Genomic DNA, 16,630 nt, shown 5'->3' with positions numbered 1-16,630 from the left:
GCGCGGCAACCCCAGGAGTCATCCGTTTCGTCAGTCGCCGATGACCTGCAGCCCGCTGCCGTCCCCATGCGCCTGCAGGCACATTCTTCCGAGGTCGTTGAGAAAGCGCAGCACGGGCATCTCGCCCACGCAGGCGGGGATGGCGGCCATGATGTCGTTGTGCAGTTCCAGCAGCTGGTCGGCGGCCACGAACATGGCGGCGGATTCGCCGTAGTAGTGCCGCCAGAAGTCCTGCAGCAGGCCGTGGCGGGCCTTGCCTACGACCAGCGGATAGCCGTTTTCCCAGACCTGTGCGTCCATGGAAAGGCTGGCCAGGCCAGGGTCAACAGGCCGCGCGCTGGCGGGGATCAACAGTACACGTCGCATGTCCATGCTCATTTGCGTCTTCCAGGTGCGCCAGTGGACTCGGGCAACCCGGTCCGGGAGGAGGGTGAGAGGGTTCGCACCGCAGGCGGCAAGAACCGGTTCCCACTTTATTCACGTGTGCACAACAAGAAAATTACAGCTGATTACATGCAGCGAGCGATGCGCCGTGTGCCTGCCGTTCTCCGTTGCAGTTCGCCGTTCAGGCGCTGCGCGCCCCGCCTTCGATCTCGAACGGAAAGTCCCCGAAGCGCAGGCTGCCGCGCCGCCGCTCCACCAGGGCGGGCGAGGCGGCGCATTCGGGCAGGGCGCTGAGGATCTGGTGCTTGGCGCGGAAGATCTGGATGTTCACGTACGAGGGCTCCACGCCCAGCATGCGTGAGAGCGCATCCAGTTCTATCCAGCCCTGGCTTGCGGGGGCCAGGCCTTTTTCTGCGTCCTGCTGGCGCACGCGGGCCAGGGTGACCAGGGTGTAGTGGTGTATGCGTTCGCCCAGCGCAATGGGCTTGCCGTCGCTCATGACGGTCAGGCTGGCGTGCTCTTCGTTCTGGCTGACGGTGAAGCGAAAGGACACTTCCGGCGGCTTGGGCGCACGCGGGTCGAAGCTGCTTTCCCGTGTGGATTCCAGGTCGTCGCATTGCACGAATTCCCAGCTGCCTGCGGAGGTGTGGATCATGGCGCCATCGACCAGGGGCTCGGTGCCGTCGCCGGACTCCTGCAGCCAGCGGCCGTCCTCGAAGAAGACGTTGGCTTCGGGCTCCTGCGCGTCGGGCAGCAGGGTTCCGCGCGGGTTCAGGGCCAGGGGGCCGTCCTGGGGCAGTCCCGGGCCGGGGCTCAGGCAGGTGATGGGCGGTCCCAGGTCTTCCACGGTCCAGGCCGCTTCTGCGCCTTCGCCCATGCTGAGCTTGGCGCCCACCGCCAAAACGGTCCAGCGGCCGGCGACCAGGCGCACGCCGTTGAGCATGGTGCCGTTGCGGCTCTGGTCCACGATTTCCCAGGTCTGCCGGTTCCAGCGGAACAGTGCGTGGACCTGGGAGACGTCGGGCGCCTTCATGACGGTCTGGCAGACCGAGGGGTGGCGGCCGAAGGTATGCAGGGGCCGCAGCACGACGATGCGGCCGTCGAGTTGGTTACGAAAGAGGGCCATCGCCTCGAATTCTCCTTGGGGCTTGTGTGAACAGGGGGTGGGCTGGGGGCGCATTGGCCCGGAGCCGGCAGCCTGTTGCCAAGCTGAGAGAGTACATGCCCGCTGCGCGTTTCAGTTTGTCAAACGTACAGAGCCTGCGGATTCAGTTCGGATTCCTGCAGCGGCCGGCTGCGCCAGCCCAGGGCCACGGGTACGTTGCGCAGCCGTGGATTGCCCAGTTCCGGCCAGATATGGCACAGGCCGGGAATCACGACTTTGACGGTGTGCACAGGGATGTCGGGGCGCGAGTGGTCATAGACGATGGTTTCCAGGCCCAGGCCGCGTGCGATGTCCACGCAGCGCGCAATGGCCTGGGCAATGTCCGGCGGCGTGGTGTCCGGCGTGTGCCCAGACAGAGGCGCAGGCTGTTGCGGCGGCGCATCGGCGCTGTCCGCAGGGAGCAGGAAGGCCTGCAGTGGCTCGGGCACGGCAAAGCTTTTGCCGGCCGCGATCAGCTGGCTGATTTCGGTGAGGGCGCGTTCGCAGGCCAGGGCGCGGTCCAGGCTGCAGCCAAAGCCCACGGCCCATTGGCCGGTCTGTGCATGGCAGCCCACGGAGACGACCACGGGTATGCCGAAGTCATGCGTGATGTCCAGCAGCCAGTACGACCATTGCGGGCCGCAACTGCGGTCCAGGCGCTGGCGCGTGGCCTGGTCGATGCCTTGCAGCGCAATGGCGGGCCGGCGGATCTGGCCGTACCACCAGATGGCGGCGGCGTCGCGTTCCACCAGTTCCATGAAGCCTTGGAGGATGGCTTCTTCCCGCGTGTTGCCTGCGGCGCAGCCGTTGGAGGTCCAGCCCACGTGGTGCAGGCTTTGCGCGGGCGCATGGGCCAGGCAGAAAGCCAGCGGCAGGTAGCGGCGCGCATCGGCGGTCAGGGACCAGGCGGGAGCCCACCACAGGGGATCGGGCTGGCCGGCGCTGGGGGGCACGGCATGCGGCGGCTTGTCGGTGGCAAAGCCGGCAGTCTGCCGGTCGCTGAAGCGAGCCAGTTCCGTGGGCGCGATGCAGGGCGCGTCCAGCTGCGCGGCGGGGGCGACGACCACGGCTTCGTCGCCCTGGTGGAAGGCGGCGTAGCGCTCCACCGCTTCGCACATGGCGCTGGCGCGGGCCTGCATGGCCGACAGGCCCTTGCCCAGGCACAGCTGTGTCCCGGAGCCGGCCAGGCTGGTGCTGCCGGGGGCTGGTGTTCTGAAGATTTCGCTGCGGTAGACGGTGAGCGCTTCGTCTGTCTCGGCCGTCAGCGGCGTGACCCGGGCAATCACGCCGGTCAGCGGGCTGACGTGCTGCGACAGGCGCTGCACCGTGGTCTCGGCCGGCACGCTGCGCCAGCCGCCATCGGCGCGCGCGGCATGCGTGCCGGGAACTGGCGCAATGCGTTCACGCTGGCGCAGGGCCATCAGCCCCGGCGTGCCGCAGTGCGGGCATTGCGGGCGGGCGGCCACCGGGTGGGGCTGCTCAGGCTCCAGCGTCCACACGGTTTGCGCCGCATCGGTGTGCGCCAGCAGGCGCTGCACCGTGGGCAGCAGGGCCTGCAGCCGCGTGGCGATGAGGTCGGCGCCGGCGCGCACGGGCGGGCAGCGGTCGCTGTCCTGAGGCTGGCCGTGCTTGCCGCCGCGTGCGGGATGGTTGCGTTGCCAGCGGTGTGCGAGGCAATGCCAGCAGGCCGCTGCCTGGGGTTTGAAAAGCGGTCCCGCCATGGCCTGCTCGCCCGCAGGCCGCACCAGCAGCCAGGGCCGGCCTGCGGCACGCTGGTTGGCGTCAATGGCGCCCAGGCGCGGGTCCAGATAGTCGTCGCAGAAAACGATGGTGAGCGGGGCGGGGGCGGGTGCCTGCGTGGCCACGCCCCCGGCAACGGCCGCAGCCCAGTGGCAGGCGGCTGTGCTGTCCAGCGCTGCAGTCAGCATGACGATGTCGATCTGCTCCGATGCCTGCAGGCGCACGGGCGGGGCCGAGAAATCCGGTTGCAGATAACCGTGGCCGTTCAAGTCGCTGTGCAGCACCGGCTGGACCAGGCCCTGGCGCAGCAGGGCGCCCAGGGCGTGCAGCATCTGTGCAAGCGGCGCATCGGGCGCTGCGGCGCAGTGCTGCATGAGGCTGGTGCCGGCCTGCAGCGGGGCGTTCAGCGCCAGCACGGCGGCGGAGCCCAGGGCCAGGATGTCGCGTTCGCTGGCCAGCAAAAGGCGGTCGCCCTGCTGCACGGGCGGCAGGAATTTCTCGTGCCAGCGAAAGGCGTGGGCGAACAGGTCCGGGGCCGTGGGCTCAGGCAAGAGACGGTGCTCCGAGTTCAAGGCGGACGACGGCATAGGGGTGCTGGCCGGTGGTGGCGTGGAAGGCGGTCTCGAACAGCTGGTGCTGCTGCGAGAAGCGGGCATACAGGTGCTCTTGCAGGCTGATGCGGATGGCGGGGTGGATGCGCTCTATCTGCGCGCCGTCGGCAAAGCCCGAGACGACGGGCAGGCGCATTCCGCCCACCTGCATGGGCAGCCGCGCAAGGGCCGGGTGCACATGGTCGAGTACGACGGTGCACGGCGGGCTGCCGGGCGCGGCAAAGCGCTGGGCCAGCTGCTGCAGCATGGCCTCCAGCGCAGCCTGGGGAAGATAGGGGCAGACGCCTTCCAGCAGCACCAGAACGGGCTGGTTGCCGGGCAGGGCGGCGGTGTCCAGCCAGGAGGTGTCGAGGATGGAGCAGGCGAGGTTGGCTTCAGGGCCTGCAATGTATTGCGCGCGCAGGGCGATGGCGTCGGGCAGGTCCACGTTCAGCCAGCGTGCGGTGCCGGCCTCGGGGGCCAGGCGGTTGCGCCGCGTGCACAGGCCTGCACCCAGCGCAATGCACAGGCCGGACGGATGGGCGGTCAGAAATTCGGTGGTGAGCCGGTCGAACAGCTGAGAGCGCAGCACCACGCTGCGTACAAAGGCGGGGTCAGCCGCATGGGCTTCGTTGGCCTGGGGCAGGGCGGCGGCAATGCGGCGCGCCTCGGGGTCGGAAAAAGGCGGCAGGTCCGGCAGTTCCGAGGAAGCTGCCGGACCTGCTGCCCGGGCACGTGCCGCCAGCGTCAGCAGCAAGGTGGCCGTGGCCCCTTGCAGCTGCGCCGGTGCCGTATCAGCAGGTGAAGGGGTAGGCGTCACCGGTGTTGTTGTAGGAGGTGAGGGCGATGGCCCACAGGTCCTGCTCGGCAGGTGCCACCGGGTAGTTCAGCACGATGCCGTTCTTGATGGCCGTGCCGTCTGCGCGCTGCAGGTTCCATTCGCCGCGTGCCGCATCCCAGGTGAAGGCCTGCTCGGTCTCGAAACGCACCTGGAAGTTGAACGGGTTGTTGTAGCCCAGCCATTGGCTCAGCACGGGGGCCTTGTCCTTGCCGTCGTCACGCGTCAGCTCTGCGTGGAACTCGGGCGACTGCCAGGCCAGGGCGATGGCGCGCAGCACCACGCCGCCAAAGGCCAGCAGCGAGTCCGGGCCGCCGCCGGGGATGCCCAGGCCCGTGGGCAGGGCGGCCCTGAGCGTGCCGTTGCTCGGTTCCTCGAACGAGGTGCTGACGCCCATGAAGTTGGGGAACAGCTGGTAGTAGGCGGCCAGGGCCTCGGAGGCATGGGTCTGGGGCGCCTGGGGCAGGACGATGACGAATTCATCGTCAGGGCCGATCCAGCCGGCCGTGAGCACGGGCTTCCATTCGGCGCGCTGGGTGGGGTCGTCGCTCAGGCGCAGCGACACGTCGACCTGGGGCCACTGGGTCGGCAGGCTGAAGTCGCGGTGCAGCATGGGCTGGATGTCGCGCTGCCCCAGCAGGTCACGGCGGTAGGCGTCATCCTGCCAGGAGCGGGCGATGGCCCGCAGGTAGGCAAGGCGGAATGCGAGCAACGGTTCAGTATTCTGCAGCTGGGTGGTCATGTGACTTCATCCTCGGTTCAAGAAAAATGCGCCTGGCCGGGCCGGGGCCCGGACAGGTGCACGGACAGTTCAGGCCGCAGCGCGGCCAGCTCACTCAGGCGCGCGGCCACGTCCGGCCTGGCGGGTGCCAGGGCCTGCGACAGGGCCAGCGCCTCGGTTTCGGTGCGGTACTTGCCGGCGGTGCGCGCAGTCCCTGCCGCCTGGGCCAGGCTGTCCTGCACGGCTGCGTGGTCGGCGCCCATGGCCAGCAGGAAGCGGGCCTTCTTCAGGTGCAGCTCGCTGCTGTGCAGCCGTTCGTCCAGTACGTCGGCCAGGCGCAGGCACTCGTCGATCTTGTCCAGGGCCTCGGCCCAGCGCCCGCTGGCCGCCAGCATTTCAGCGACGAAGGAGCGGTAGTAGGTCTGGCAGTAGCGGCAGCCCATGTCCCAGAGCAGCTGCGCCGTGCCGCTGGCGCGTTCAATGCCCTCGGCGCTGGCGCTGCCTGCGCTGTCACCCAGCGCCCAGCAGCGGATGATGTCCGCATAGCCCGAGAACGCGGGCAGGCCGTAGCGGGCCGTGATGTCCAGCAGCTCGCCCGTGGTGGCCAAGGCGCTTTCCTTGTCGCCACGTGCCTGGTGGACCAGGGCCTGGTAGAGCAGGGCCATGCTCAGGGAGGGGATGTGCGAGACCTCGTGCGCCAGGCGCACGGCGTCGTTCGCATCGGCCAGCGCGGCCTGGTCGAAGCCGGCGAACCAGCGCACCAGGGCGCGCCCGCAGGTGGCCCAGACGCGCGTGTCGAAGCCGAACTCGGCCGCATGGTGGGCATGGGCCACGGGGTCGTAGCGGGTGATGGCGTCGGTCAGCGCTTCTTCGGCCTGCTCGAATCGGCCGTCGGAGTAGTGGGCCAGGCCCAGGTAGGTCTGCGCGGCCACCAGCACGCCCGTGTCCTGCTGGCGAACGGCCTGCTCCAGCAGGCGGTGGCTGAGCTGGCGCACTTCCTCGCGGTTACTGGCCACGTGGTGGTAGGTGATCAGCATCCACAGGTGCTGCACCTGCTTGTAGTCGGCCACCGCATTGGCGCCGGGGCCGGCCAGCAGCTCCTGCGACAGCGCGATGCTTTCCACCACCTGGGCATGGGCCCAGCCGTGCTTGTTCATCAGCGCCTGGGTCACGTAGCTGTTGACGTCCAGCCGCGCCTCGCGCTGGGCCACGCCCTGGAGCTGGTGCAGCCAGTCGTCGATGTGGCGCGCGTAGGCAATGGTTTCATCGTTGAGCGAGCGCAGCTGCGTGATGCGCAACTGCCGCACCGCAAGCGCCACGGCCTGGGCATGGTCGCCCGCGTCTGCCCAGTGCTGGGCCACGCCTGCGGGTTCTGCGGCAACGCGCTGGGGCTGGTGCTGCATCAGGGCCAGGGCCACGTCGCGGTGCAGCAGCCGGCGCTGCGATGCCAGCATGCATTCGTAGGCCGTGTCCCGGATCAGCGCGTGGCGGAACATGAAGGCGCCGGCGCCCGCACGTTCATCGGCAATGACCAGGCCGGCCTGGCCCAGTTGCGCCAGTTCCTGCTCGACCTCGCCTTGCGGGCGTTCCACGCAGGCGCACAGCAGGCCGAAGTCGAAGTGCCGGCCCATGGTGGCGGCCAGTTGCAGCAGCGGCTTGAGCGGGCCGATGCGGTCAAAGCGGCTGACCAGCGAGTCGCGCAGGGTCAACGGAATGGCGGCCGGCAGCCCGGCATGGCGAAAGTCCCAGACGCCGTCCTGCTCCACCAGGTGGGCATCCAGCAGCATGCGCGCCATTTCCTGGATGAACAGCGGCACGCCGTCGGTGCGCTCCACCACGTGGCGGATCACGGCGGGGCTGAGCCTGCGCGGCGCCAGCGTCTGGCGGGCCAGCTCGGTGGCCTGTGCGTCTTCCAGGCGCCGCACGTCCACGCACTCGGCCTGCAGCCCTTCGGGCGGCTGCCACTGCGGCCGCGCCGTGAGCACCAGCAGCACGCGCCGCCCGGGCAGGCGCGCTACCAGTTGCTCCAGCAGTTCGATGCTGGTGGGGTCGGCCCAGTGCACGTCCTCGACGACCAGCAGCAAGGGCTCGGCTTCGGACATGTGCAGCAGCCATTGCGCGGTGGACTGCAGCAGCAGCGCCCTTTGCATGACGGCCGAGATGCGGCTGGGCTCGCAGTCGCCCAGGGGCAGCGAGAGCCAGGCGCACAGAATGGGCAGGGCGGCCTCGGCATCGCAGCCTGCGGCGCGCAGGGCTTCGCGCATCTGCTCGCGGTGGTCCTGCGGGGGATCGGCCGCCTCCAGCCGCTGCCGTATCAGGCCCAGGAAAGGGGTCAGCGCGGTGTTGCGGTGCTCGGGCTGGCATTGCAGCACCACGGTGTTCGCGCCCTGTGTCCTGGCGTGGACGAGCAGCATGTCGGCCAGGCAGGATTTGCCGATGCCCGGCTCGCCGCGAATCCACAGCGCATTGCCCCCGGCTTCGCGGGCCCGCGCCCATGCGTCGTTCAGGCGCTGCAGTTCGGGTTCGCGGCCTATGCACTGCAAGGCCGCATCGGACACAGGCCCTGGCAGTGGCTCGGCGGGCTGTTCCAGCTGCAGGCGATAGGTCTGCATGCCCGTGGGCTGGCCGGGCAGGCGCAGGCTGCCGGCTTTCTCGAAGCGCGCATGGCGGGCCAGCAGGCGATGGCTGCTTTCGCTGGCCAGCAGGGTGCCCGCATCGGCGATGGCCTCCAGCCGCATGGCCACGTTGACGGCATGGCCCGAGGGTGCTTCGCCGCCGACCACCACGGCCATGCCGGTGTGCAGGCCCATGCGGATTCCGAGGTGCAGTCCGTGGACTTGCTCAATGGCGGCCGCGCGGCTGCGGCTGAGCGTCAGCAGCTCCTGCGCCGTCATGCCGGCCTGGCGGGCATCGGTGTCGCTGGTGTGCGGGTAGCCGAAGAGCACCAGCATGCGGTCGCCCAGCGTGCCCGCCAGCATGCCTCCCCGCCGGGTGGCAACGTCGGAGAACAGCGTGAGTTCCTCGCGCTGCAGCAGTTCGATGTCTTCGATGTTCAGCCCCTGCGAGGGCTGGCTTGCGGTGCCCGTCGTGCCGTCCATGCCGTGGGTATCGCTGCCTGGCCACAGGGAGACGCTGCAGCACAGCACGGTGAGCTGGCGCACTTCGGAGAACACCCGTGTGGTGGCCACGGTGCGTGTCAGGTCCGCCTGCTGCACCTGGGCGGCGGCGGGCAGTTGGCCCACCAGATCGTCCAGCCGCACGCGCATGAGGTCCCTGAGCAGGGCCGCCGCCGAGTCGCTGCGCTCCGCGGGCCGCTTCTTGAGCGCCTTGCGCAGCAAGGTGGCGATGGGGTGGGTGGAGATGGCGGGCGGCAGCTGCACTTCCTGCGGGCTGAGCTGGCGGTGCACGATCTCGGCCACCGAGGCGCCCTGCACGGCGGGCGTGCCCGTCAGGCATTCGAGGAACATCAGTCCCCAGGCATACAGGTCGGTGCGGGCGCTGGGCGGCTCGCCGCGCAGCTGCTCGGGGGCGCTGTAGGCCGGCGTGCCCAGGCACTCGTCGCCCATGGTGAGTTGCGAGACCTGCGGGCCGGCAAACTGCGGAATGACGGTGCCGATGCCGAAGTCCAGCACCATGGCGTGCCGCACGGCGCCCGTGGAGGTGACCATCACGTTGTCGGGCTTGAGGTCGCGGTGCACGATGCCGGCCGCGTGTGCGCAGTCCAGCGCATCGAGCACCTCGGCCATGAGGCGGCCGGCCTCGGCGGCAGTCAGCACGCCCTGGCGGCGGATCAGGCTTTTGAGGGTCTCGCCGGGCACATATTCGAAGACGCCGTAGACGCAGTCGCCTTGCTCGCCCTTGTCCAGCAACTGGACGATGTGCGGATGGTGCAGGGACGCGCACAGCATGGTCTCGCGGTGGAAGCGCTCCACCTGGCGGCCGCCTTCCTGCAGCCTGACGACCTTGATGGCCACCGATGCACCCGTGCGCCGGTGGCGCGCGCGGTAGACGGTGCCGTAGCCACCCGATCCCAAGGTTTCCAGCAGTTCGTAATCGGGTATTTCCAGGGGGGCTGGCGCCACCGGGGTCACCGCAGCTTGCGTGGGGTTGGTGATGGCATCGTGCATTTCAGCCTCGGTTGGGGGTCCTCCTGGAGGGTATCCAGTCGTCCATTTGTCATACGGCAGACCGTGCTTTTGATACCGTTCGTTACTATAGCGTACGTCCGAATGCAATTGACTGTTTTTGCCTACGTGCTTGCCTATGGTTGCCGTCGCCGTGGCGTCCGGCGCTCAGTCCAGTTGCAGCAGTGCGCTGACGGCGGTCTGCAGCATGTCCACCAGTTCCGGGTCCATGTAGCGGTACTCGTCAGGAATATCGAGCACATGCACGCGCTTTTGCGCCAGCAGCCTGCCGAAATCGGCCTTGAGGCGGTACTGGTGCCTTTCCTCCATCACGAGAATCACGTCGGCCCAGGCCACATCGTCGGCTGACACGCGGTGGCGGGCGCCCGCACTGGTGCCGCCCGAGCGCACCTGCAAGGCAGGGTGCCTGCGCCAGACCTGCTCTGCCGTGGGGCTGCGCCACTGGTTGCGGCTGCAGACGAAGAGGACCTTGAGGCGGTTGTCATTGCGGGGCATGGCTGACAAGGGGGGTGGGTGGTTGAGAGGACTGGCGCGCAGTGTAGGGCGCCGCGGTTTGCAGGTGCCGCGCCATCGCCTATGATGCGCGGCACCTGTGAATAATCACAGCTACTTGCAACCCACGGAAAGGTCCACGCACCATGAACGGTCATTGTCTTTGCGGCGCAGTCAGCTTTGTCTCCCCCCAGGCCCGGGAAATCGGAGCCTGCCACTGTGGATACTGCCGGCGCTGGGGCGGCGGCCCCATGCTGGCCGTGCATTGCGGGCCCGATGTGAAGTTCGAGGGCGGCGAGCACATCGGCACCTATGCATCCTCCGAATGGGCCGAGCGCGCCTTCTGCAGGCAGTGCGGCACACACCTGTACTACCGGCTGCACGCCACGGGCGAGTACTTCGTGCCGGCCGGCGCCTTCGAGTCGCAGGACTTCGAGCTGGCCACGCAGATCTACATCGACAAGAAGCCCGGCTACTACGACTTCGCCAACCAGACGCCGACCATGACCGAGGCCGAGGTCATCGCCCAATACGCGCCCCCGCAGGAATGAGGCACAGCCCCATGCCCCTGCACGATGACTCCAGCGGCCTGGCAATGGAGCCTGCCGCACGGCCCGGCGATCCGCTCGACCGGGTCGATACACCCAGCCTGGCGCTGGACCTGACCGTCTTCGACGCCAACCTGCGCACCATGCAGGACTGGGCCGACCGCCACGGCGTGGCGCTGCGCCCGCATGCCAAGGCGCACAAGTGCCCCCAGATCGCGCTGCGCCAGCTGGCGCTGGGTGCGCGCGGCATCTGCTGCCAGAAGGTGAGCGAGGCCGTGCCCTTTGTGGCGGCCGGCGTGCGCGACATCCTGATCAGCAACGAGGTGGTGGGACCCGCCAAGCACGCGCTGCTGGCCCGGCTGGCGCGCAGTGCGCGCATGGCCGTGTGCGTGGACAACGCGGCCAACCTGGTGCAGTTGTCCGAGGCCATGTCGCAGACGGGCGTGGAGATCGACGTGCTGGTGGAGGTGGACGTGGGCCAGGGCCGCTGCGGCGTCACGGGAGCCGAGGCCGTGCTGGCCCTGGCGCGGCAGGCGCACGACCTGCCGGGCGTGAATTTCGCGGGGCTGCAGGCCTACCACGGCGCGGTGCAGCACCGGCGCAGCCGCGAAGAGCGTGCGCAGGTCTGCCGGGAGGCGGCGCGCCAGGCGGCGGCATGCGCGCAACTGCTGCGCGACAACGGCATGGCCTGCCGCACCATCACGGGCGGCGGCACGGGCAGCGTGGAGTTCGACGCGGCCAGCGGCGTCTACACCGAGCTGCAGCCGGGCTCCTATGCCTTCATGGATGGTGACTACGGCGCCAACGAGTGGGACGGGGCGCTGGCCTTTCGCAGCAGCCTGTTCCTGCTGTCCACGGTGATGAGCACGCCCGCGCCGGACCGCGTCATCCTGGACGTGGGCCTGAAGTCCACCTCGGCCGAATGCGGGCCGCCTGCCGTGTACGGCACGCCGGGCCTGCGCTGCGTGGCCATCAACGACGAGCACAGCGTGGTGCGCGTGGAGCCGGGCGCCCAGGCGCCCGCCCTGGGCAGCGTGCTGCAGTTGCTGCCCTCCCACGTGGACCCGACATTCAACCTGCACGACGAGCTTGTGGTGCTGCACGACGGCGTGGTGCACGCGCTGTGGCCGATTGCGGCGCGCGGGCTGTCGCGCTGAAGACGGCATGAAAGAAGCCGCCGGCCTTGCGGCACGGCGGCTTTTTTGCGTCTGCGGCCTGCTGTGGCCAGTGGCTTACAGCTCGATCTTGGCGCGGCGGATCACGTCGCCAAAGCGCTTGTTCTCTTCGACGATGAAGGCCTTGAACTCCTCGGGCGTGGGGAAGTAGTTCTCATAGCCGAAGGTCTGGAACTTGGGCTGGATGTCGGGCTCGCGCAGGACTTTCATGGTGTCCTGGCGGATCTTCTCGACCACGGCGGGCGGCGTGGACTTGGAGACGGCAAAGGCATTCCAGCCGGTGACCACGGCATCGGCCGGGCCGCCGGACTCGGCCACGGTGGGCACGTCTTCATAGCCCTTGAGGCGGTGGGGTGCCAGCACGGCCAGGAAGCGCAGCTTGCCCGAACGCATCAGCGGGCCGGCCGTGCCTGAGGAGCCCAGCGCAAAGGCCAGCTCGCCCGTGGCCACGCTGGTGTACAGCTGGCTGGTTTCCTTGTAGATGACGTGTTCCATCTTGGTGCCCGTCAGCGACTCCAGCAGGGCCGAGCCCAGGTGCACCGGGTTGCCCACGGACCACGAGCCGTAGTTGAGCTTGCCGGGGCGCGCCTTGGCGTCGGCAATCAGGTCGGCCACGGTCTTGTAGGGGCTGTTGACCGGCACGCAGACGAAGAAGAAGGTGCGAAACAGCGGCAGGACGACCTCGAAGTCCTTGTCGATGTTGTAGGGCAGCTTCTTGAACAGGTGGGGATAGGCGGCCAGGTGGACGTTGTCCAGCTGGATGATGTCCGTGCCGTCGGTGGCGCCGCGCTTGAAGGCCTCGATGGCGATGAAGCCGTTGCCGCCAGGGCGGTTTTCCACGATGACGGGCTGGTTCCACAGGCGCGCCAGCTTGTCGGCCACCAGGCGCGAGGTGCCGTCCGGCCCGCCGCCCACGGGGAACGGATTGATGATGCGCACCTGCTTGGTGGGCCAGTTGGCGGCGGCACCCGATTGGGCACGCGCAGGCGCCAGCGCGCCCAGGGCCAGGGCGCCAAGGGCGAGGCCCGCCTGGCGGCGATTGATGCTGAAGGCGCTGTCTTTCATGGTTTGTCTCCGAGTCGCTGTTGGGCTTGCTGGGTGGCTTGGCCCTATGCCGGGAATGCACGGGCCGCTCTTGTTTTTTACGCTCTCTTGCGGGAGCGGCTGGATGATCCAGTCGCCGCATTGTGTCAGTTCGCCGCAAAGCACCTAGCCATCGCCGCCGCTAGCAGCTATAGCAAAATGGCATAAGTGAGGAGACGATAGAACATGAATTTGCAGCAGATAGAGACCTTTGTGCATGTGGCCGAGACCGGCAGCTTCAGCAAGGCGGCCGTGCTGCTGGAGACGGCCCAGCCCGCACTGAGCCGCCAGGTGCGGGCGCTGGAGACCGAGCTGCGCGAAACCCTGCTGATCCGCACCGGCCGCGGCGTGACGCTGACCGACGCGGGCCGCCGCCTGCTGGAGCACGGCCACGCCATCATGCAGCGTGTGGCGCTGGCCAAGGAGGATCTGGGCAGCCAGCGCGACGAGCCCGTGGGCCGCATCGTGGTGGGCCTGCCGCCCAGCCTGGCGCGGCGCCTGACGCTGCCGCTGATCGACCTGTTCAGCAAGGACATGCCCAAGGCCCGCCTGGCCGTGGTCGAGGGCTTTTCCATGAACATTGCCGAATGGCTGACTTCGGGCCGCATGGACCTGGGCCTGGTCTACACGCCCGAGCCGCATCCGCACATCGAGGTCACGCCCGTGCTGGAAGAGCGCCTGTGCCTGATCGGCCCGGCGCGCACCTTGGGCGGGCGCAGCGGCGTGCGCTTTGACGAGCTGTCGCAGTTTCCGCTGATCATGCCGCAGCACGGCCAGATCTTCCGCAAGCTGATGGAAGCGCAGGCCACGCTGTCCCAGGTCAAGCTCAACGTGGTCTGGGAAGTGTCCAGCGTGCCGGCCATCCTGGACCTGGTGCGCGGCGGCTACGGCTACGCCGCGCTGACCGACAGCGCGATGCGCAGCCACCTGACCGATGCCGAGCTGGTGGGCATTCCCATCGAATCGCCCCATGTGGTGAGCACGCTGTGCCTGGCGCAGTCGGCCAAGAAAAAGGCCACGCCGCTGATCCGCAAGACCTCGCTGGCACTGCGCGAACTGAGCCGGCTGGTGTGCGCGCCGCTCTGAGCGGTTGCAGCGACGGCGGCAGGTCGCAGGCCAGCAGGCCTCAGAGCAGCGGCCGCAGCTCCCGCGCCGCCTCCTGCAGCAGCGGCAGCAGCTCGGCCGCCATGGCGGCGGGCGCCATGCGCTGGGGCGAGGTCACGATGTTGAGCGCGGCCACCGTGCGGCCCTCCATGTTGCGCAGCGGCACGGCCAGGGCCTGCACGGCCAGCTCATGCTCTTCCAGGGCCAGGCAGAAGTCCTGTCGGCGCACTTCGTCCAGCACGCCTTCCAGCGCGGCGCTGTCCGTCACCGTGTGGGCGGTCAGGCGCCGCAGATCGTGCGATGCCAGCCATTGCCTGAGCTCGGCCGCAGGCAGGGCGGCCAGCAGCACGCGGCCCGTGGAGGTGGCATGGGCGGGCAGGCGGCTGCCCAGGTGCAGGCCGTGGGCCATGAGGCGCTGGCCGCGCTCGTGCAGGGCGCTGCGCGCCACGATGACCACCTCGTGGCCATCGCGCACCACGCAGGAAAACGACAGCTGGGTCTGCGCCGCCAGCCGGTAGAGCACGGGCTGGACGATGCGCGGCAGCCGCGCCGACGCCAGGTAGCTGCCCGACAGCCGCAGCACCTTGGGCGCCAGCCAGAAATGGCTGCCGTCCGTCTCCAGATAACCCAGGTGCGTCAAGGTCAGCAGATGGCGGCGCGCGGCCGTGCGCGTGATTCCAGAGCGCTCGGCCGCCATGGTGGCGTTCAGGCGCTGGCGCTCGGTGTCGAAGCTCTCCAGCACGGCCAGGCCCTTGGCCAGGCCGGCGATGAAGTCATCCGGGTCGATGGGAAAGGGCTGGTTCATGGGCGGGGAGGGCGGGTATGCAGGTAGTGCGCGATTGTCGCGCAGATTGCGCGATAACCGCGCAACGCGTGCTGCAGCCCCTCGTCTTTGCGCTGCCTCAAAACTAATCTTGGGCGCAGGCCATGGCATGAACCGGCCATGACATCGAACAACGCAACGGAGACAAATCAATGCGCACCCAAGTCGCCATCATCGGTGCAGGCCCTGCCGGCCTGCTTCTCGGCCAGCTGCTGTACCGCGCAGGCATAGACAACGTCATCATCGAGCAGCGCAGCGCCGACTACGTGCTGGGCCGCATCCGTGCCGGCGTGCTGGAACAGGTCACCGTGGACCTGCTGGAGCAGGCCGGTGCCGACGCCCGCATGCGCGCAGAAGGCCTGCCGCACGACGGCATCGAGCTGCTGTTCGGCGGCCAGCGCCACCGCATCGACCTGCATGGCCTGACCGGCGGCAAGCGCGTCATGGTCTACGGCCAGACCGAGGTCACGCGCGACCTGATGGAAGTGCGCGCCGCCGAGGGCCTGACCACGGTCTACGAGGCCAGCAACGTGCAGCCCGTGGGCTTCGATGGCGACAGCCCCGTCGTGCGCTATGAGAAGGACGGTCAGGTCCATGAGCTGCAATGCGACTTCATCGCCGGCTGCGACGGCTTTCACGGCATCTGCCGCGCCAGCGTGCCCCAGGACAAGGTGCGCACCTTCGAGAAGGTCTACCCCTTCGGCTGGCTGGGCCTGCTGTCGGACACGCCGCCCGTCTCGCACGAACTGATCTACGCCCAGACCGAGCGCGGCTTTGCACTGTGCAGCCAGCGCAGCGCCACGCGCAGCCGCTACTACCTGCAGGTGCCGCTGACCGAAAAGGTCGAGGACTGGAGCGACGAAGCCTTCTGGAACGAACTGCGCCTGCGCCTGGACCCCGAGGCCCGCGAGCGCCTGGTCACCGGCCCCTCGCTGGAAAAGAGCATTGCCCCGCTGCGCAGCTTCGTGACCGAGCCCATGCGCTTCGGCCGCCTGTTCCTGGCCGGCGACGCGGCCCACATCGTGCCGCCCACGGGCGCCAAGGGCCTGAACCTGGCCGCCTCGGACGTGGGCTACCTGTCCAGCGCTTTCGCGCAGTACTACCGCGACAAGGCGCCCGAAGGCATCGACGGCTACTCCGAGCAATGCCTGCGCCGCGTCTGGAAGGCCGAGCGTTTTTCGTGGTGGATGACCTCGCTCATGCACCGCTTCCCCGATGCAGGCGGCTTCGACACCAAGGTGCAGGAGGCGGAGCTGGACTACATCGTCAACTCCCGTGCAGGCTCGACCTCGCTGGCGGAGAACTATGTGGGGTTGCCGTTGGTGTGATTCAGCAGCGTTGGGTTGCTCAGAACTTTGCTATATGGTGAACGGTTCGGAAGCTAGCGAGAGTAGTCGGAAGCATCTGCCTCGCATAGCTCGAATTTTGAACGCACAGCCTATGTCAGGACGGAATAACACTTGCTGCAAGTGTTATTCCCGAATTACACAGGATTTGTTATTCCATGGTTCCATATGAAACGTCTTCGCGATCACCCCATTCTTTGCAAGTCTGTTTGCCAAAAATAGTAACGGATTTATCCTGCATCTGTGCGGCTAGAAGCATGACGTAGATGGATTTGCCTTGCGCTGTTCCCAGGTTGATTGCCCATTGATTATTATTGCCGCAGGCAGGTGAGCCTGTTTTTATTCCCGCAGTGAAAAATAGGTAATTATCCGCGTTCACGATCAAGGTAGTTACCTTGCCGGAGGATGTTCCAGCTGTCGCGGCAATGGTTTGCGCTGCAAAGAAAATGGCGGCGAGGATTTTTTGCATTTTGTTCCTTAGTATTGAGTGAATCTGT

Annotated in this window: 14 protein-coding genes; 4 read left to right on the top strand and 10 right to left on the bottom strand. The window is 68.1% G+C overall.

Annotated features, from left to right (window positions below):
• Positions 1-30: 30 nt before the first annotated feature.
• The 7 genes from ACUTR7_RS17165 to ACUTR7_RS17135 form a co-directional block, all read right to left on the bottom strand.
• Entirely contained in the window at positions 31-366 is a 336-nt protein-coding gene (locus ACUTR7_RS17165; RefSeq protein WP_225970979.1) for a hypothetical protein, read from the bottom strand.
• A 199-nt stretch (positions 367-565) separates the two neighbouring features.
• On the bottom strand, positions 566-1,510 hold the full coding sequence (locus tag ACUTR7_RS17160) for an FHA domain-containing protein (protein ID WP_269198774.1): 945 nt from the start codon (positions 1,508-1,510) through the stop codon (positions 566-568).
• Positions 1,511-1,629: 119 nt separating this feature from the next.
• Positions 1,630-3,855 (bottom strand): TOMM precursor leader peptide-binding protein, encoded by a 2,226-nt coding sequence (locus tag ACUTR7_RS17155; RefSeq protein WP_445609374.1) that lies wholly within the window; start codon positions 3,853-3,855, stop codon positions 1,630-1,632.
• A complete protein-coding gene (locus ACUTR7_RS17150) occupies positions 3,812-4,678 on the bottom strand; it encodes a class I SAM-dependent methyltransferase (RefSeq protein WP_445609373.1) in 867 nt (288 codons plus the stop codon). The genes ACUTR7_RS17155 and ACUTR7_RS17150 overlap by 44 nt, the downstream gene beginning before the upstream one ends.
• The gene (locus tag ACUTR7_RS17145; RefSeq protein ID WP_013801906.1) at positions 4,653-5,438 is read right to left on the bottom strand and encodes a BMA_0021/BMA_0022 family TOMM bacteriocin; all 786 of its coding nucleotides are present in this window, start codon (positions 5,436-5,438) and stop codon (positions 4,653-4,655) included. Before ACUTR7_RS17145 ends, ACUTR7_RS17150 begins: the two co-directional genes overlap by 26 nt.
• Before the next feature lie 17 nt (positions 5,439-5,455).
• On the bottom strand, positions 5,456-9,544 hold the full coding sequence (locus tag ACUTR7_RS17140; RefSeq protein WP_445609372.1) for a TOMM system kinase/cyclase fusion protein: 4,089 nt from the start codon (positions 9,542-9,544) through the stop codon (positions 5,456-5,458).
• A gap of 165 nt (positions 9,545-9,709) precedes the next feature.
• Positions 9,710-10,057: a low molecular weight protein tyrosine phosphatase family protein gene (locus tag ACUTR7_RS17135; RefSeq protein ID WP_445609371.1), complete on the bottom strand. Its 348-nt coding sequence runs from the start codon at positions 10,055-10,057 to the stop codon at positions 9,710-9,712.
• A gap of 143 nt (positions 10,058-10,200) precedes the next feature.
• Between ACUTR7_RS17135 and ACUTR7_RS17130 the strand changes: the two genes are divergently transcribed.
• A complete protein-coding gene (locus tag ACUTR7_RS17130) occupies positions 10,201-10,605 on the top strand; it encodes a GFA family protein (RefSeq protein ID WP_013801910.1) in 405 nt (134 codons plus the stop codon).
• 11 nt (positions 10,606-10,616) lie between these two features.
• Complete coding sequence (locus ACUTR7_RS17125) at positions 10,617-11,759, top strand: DSD1 family PLP-dependent enzyme (RefSeq protein WP_445609370.1); 1,143 nt, start codon at positions 10,617-10,619, stop codon at positions 11,757-11,759.
• Positions 11,760-11,834: 75 nt separating this feature from the next.
• On the opposite strand, the gene ACUTR7_RS17120 is transcribed toward ACUTR7_RS17125, so the two are convergent.
• Positions 11,835-12,842: a Bug family tripartite tricarboxylate transporter substrate binding protein gene (locus ACUTR7_RS17120; protein ID WP_013801912.1), complete on the bottom strand. Its 1,008-nt coding sequence runs from the start codon at positions 12,840-12,842 to the stop codon at positions 11,835-11,837.
• Between the two features lie 204 nt (positions 12,843-13,046).
• Between ACUTR7_RS17120 and ACUTR7_RS17115 the strand changes: the two genes are divergently transcribed.
• Complete coding sequence (locus tag ACUTR7_RS17115) at positions 13,047-13,946, top strand: LysR family transcriptional regulator (RefSeq protein WP_012206163.1); 900 nt, start codon at positions 13,047-13,049, stop codon at positions 13,944-13,946.
• A gap of 40 nt (positions 13,947-13,986) precedes the next feature.
• Here the strand turns inward: ACUTR7_RS17115 and ACUTR7_RS17110 are convergent, their stop codons facing one another.
• Positions 13,987-14,769 (bottom strand): IclR family transcriptional regulator domain-containing protein, encoded by a 783-nt coding sequence (locus tag ACUTR7_RS17110; RefSeq protein WP_445609369.1) that lies wholly within the window; start codon positions 14,767-14,769, stop codon positions 13,987-13,989.
• A 170-nt stretch (positions 14,770-14,939) separates the two neighbouring features.
• On the opposite strand from ACUTR7_RS17110, the gene pobA reads away from it, so the two are divergent.
• Positions 14,940-16,115 (top strand): 4-hydroxybenzoate 3-monooxygenase, encoded by a 1,176-nt coding sequence (pobA, locus tag ACUTR7_RS17105; RefSeq protein ID WP_013801914.1) that lies wholly within the window; start codon positions 14,940-14,942, stop codon positions 16,113-16,115.
• 169 nt (positions 16,116-16,284) lie between these two features.
• Here pobA and ACUTR7_RS17100 read toward each other — a convergent pair whose 3' ends face one another.
• Positions 16,285-16,602, bottom strand: a complete 318-nt coding sequence (locus ACUTR7_RS17100; RefSeq protein WP_016446364.1) for a hypothetical protein — start codon at positions 16,600-16,602, stop codon at positions 16,285-16,287.
• Between the last annotated feature and the right edge of the window lie 28 nt (positions 16,603-16,630).

The organism is Delftia sp. NA_296.1, from assembly GCF_052692095.1.
Note: the sequence above shows the minus strand (reverse complement) of the source record. Positions and strands in the feature narration are given on the sequence as shown.

Coding starts and splice junctions, on each gene's coding strand:
- ACUTR7_RS17160 (WP_269198774.1), bottom strand. CDS start 1,510: ATGGCCCTCTTTCGTAACCAACTCGACGGCCGCATCGTCGTGCTGCGG.
- ACUTR7_RS17130 (WP_013801910.1), top strand. CDS start 10,201: ATGAACGGTCATTGTCTTTGCGGCGCAGTCAGCTTTGTCTCCCCCCAG.
- ACUTR7_RS17145 (WP_013801906.1), bottom strand. CDS start 5,438: ATGACCACCCAGCTGCAGAATACTGAACCGTTGCTCGCATTCCGCCTT.
- ACUTR7_RS17110 (WP_445609369.1), bottom strand. CDS start 14,769: ATGAACCAGCCCTTTCCCATCGACCCGGATGACTTCATCGCCGGCCTG.
- pobA (WP_013801914.1), top strand. CDS start 14,940: ATGCGCACCCAAGTCGCCATCATCGGTGCAGGCCCTGCCGGCCTGCTT.
- ACUTR7_RS17115 (WP_012206163.1), top strand. CDS start 13,047: ATGAATTTGCAGCAGATAGAGACCTTTGTGCATGTGGCCGAGACCGGC.
- ACUTR7_RS17120 (WP_013801912.1), bottom strand. CDS start 12,842: ATGAAAGACAGCGCCTTCAGCATCAATCGCCGCCAGGCGGGCCTCGCC.
- ACUTR7_RS17100 (WP_016446364.1), bottom strand. CDS start 16,602: ATGCAAAAAATCCTCGCCGCCATTTTCTTTGCAGCGCAAACCATTGCC.
- ACUTR7_RS17165 (WP_225970979.1), bottom strand. CDS start 366: ATGCGACGTGTACTGTTGATCCCCGCCAGCGCGCGGCCTGTTGACCCT.
- ACUTR7_RS17140 (WP_445609372.1), bottom strand. CDS start 9,544: ATGCACGATGCCATCACCAACCCCACGCAAGCTGCGGTGACCCCGGTG.
- ACUTR7_RS17125 (WP_445609370.1), top strand. CDS start 10,617: ATGCCCCTGCACGATGACTCCAGCGGCCTGGCAATGGAGCCTGCCGCA.
- ACUTR7_RS17155 (WP_445609374.1), bottom strand. CDS start 3,855: ATGCCGTCGTCCGCCTTGAACTCGGAGCACCGTCTCTTGCCTGAGCCC.
- ACUTR7_RS17135 (WP_445609371.1), bottom strand. CDS start 10,057: ATGCCCCGCAATGACAACCGCCTCAAGGTCCTCTTCGTCTGCAGCCGC.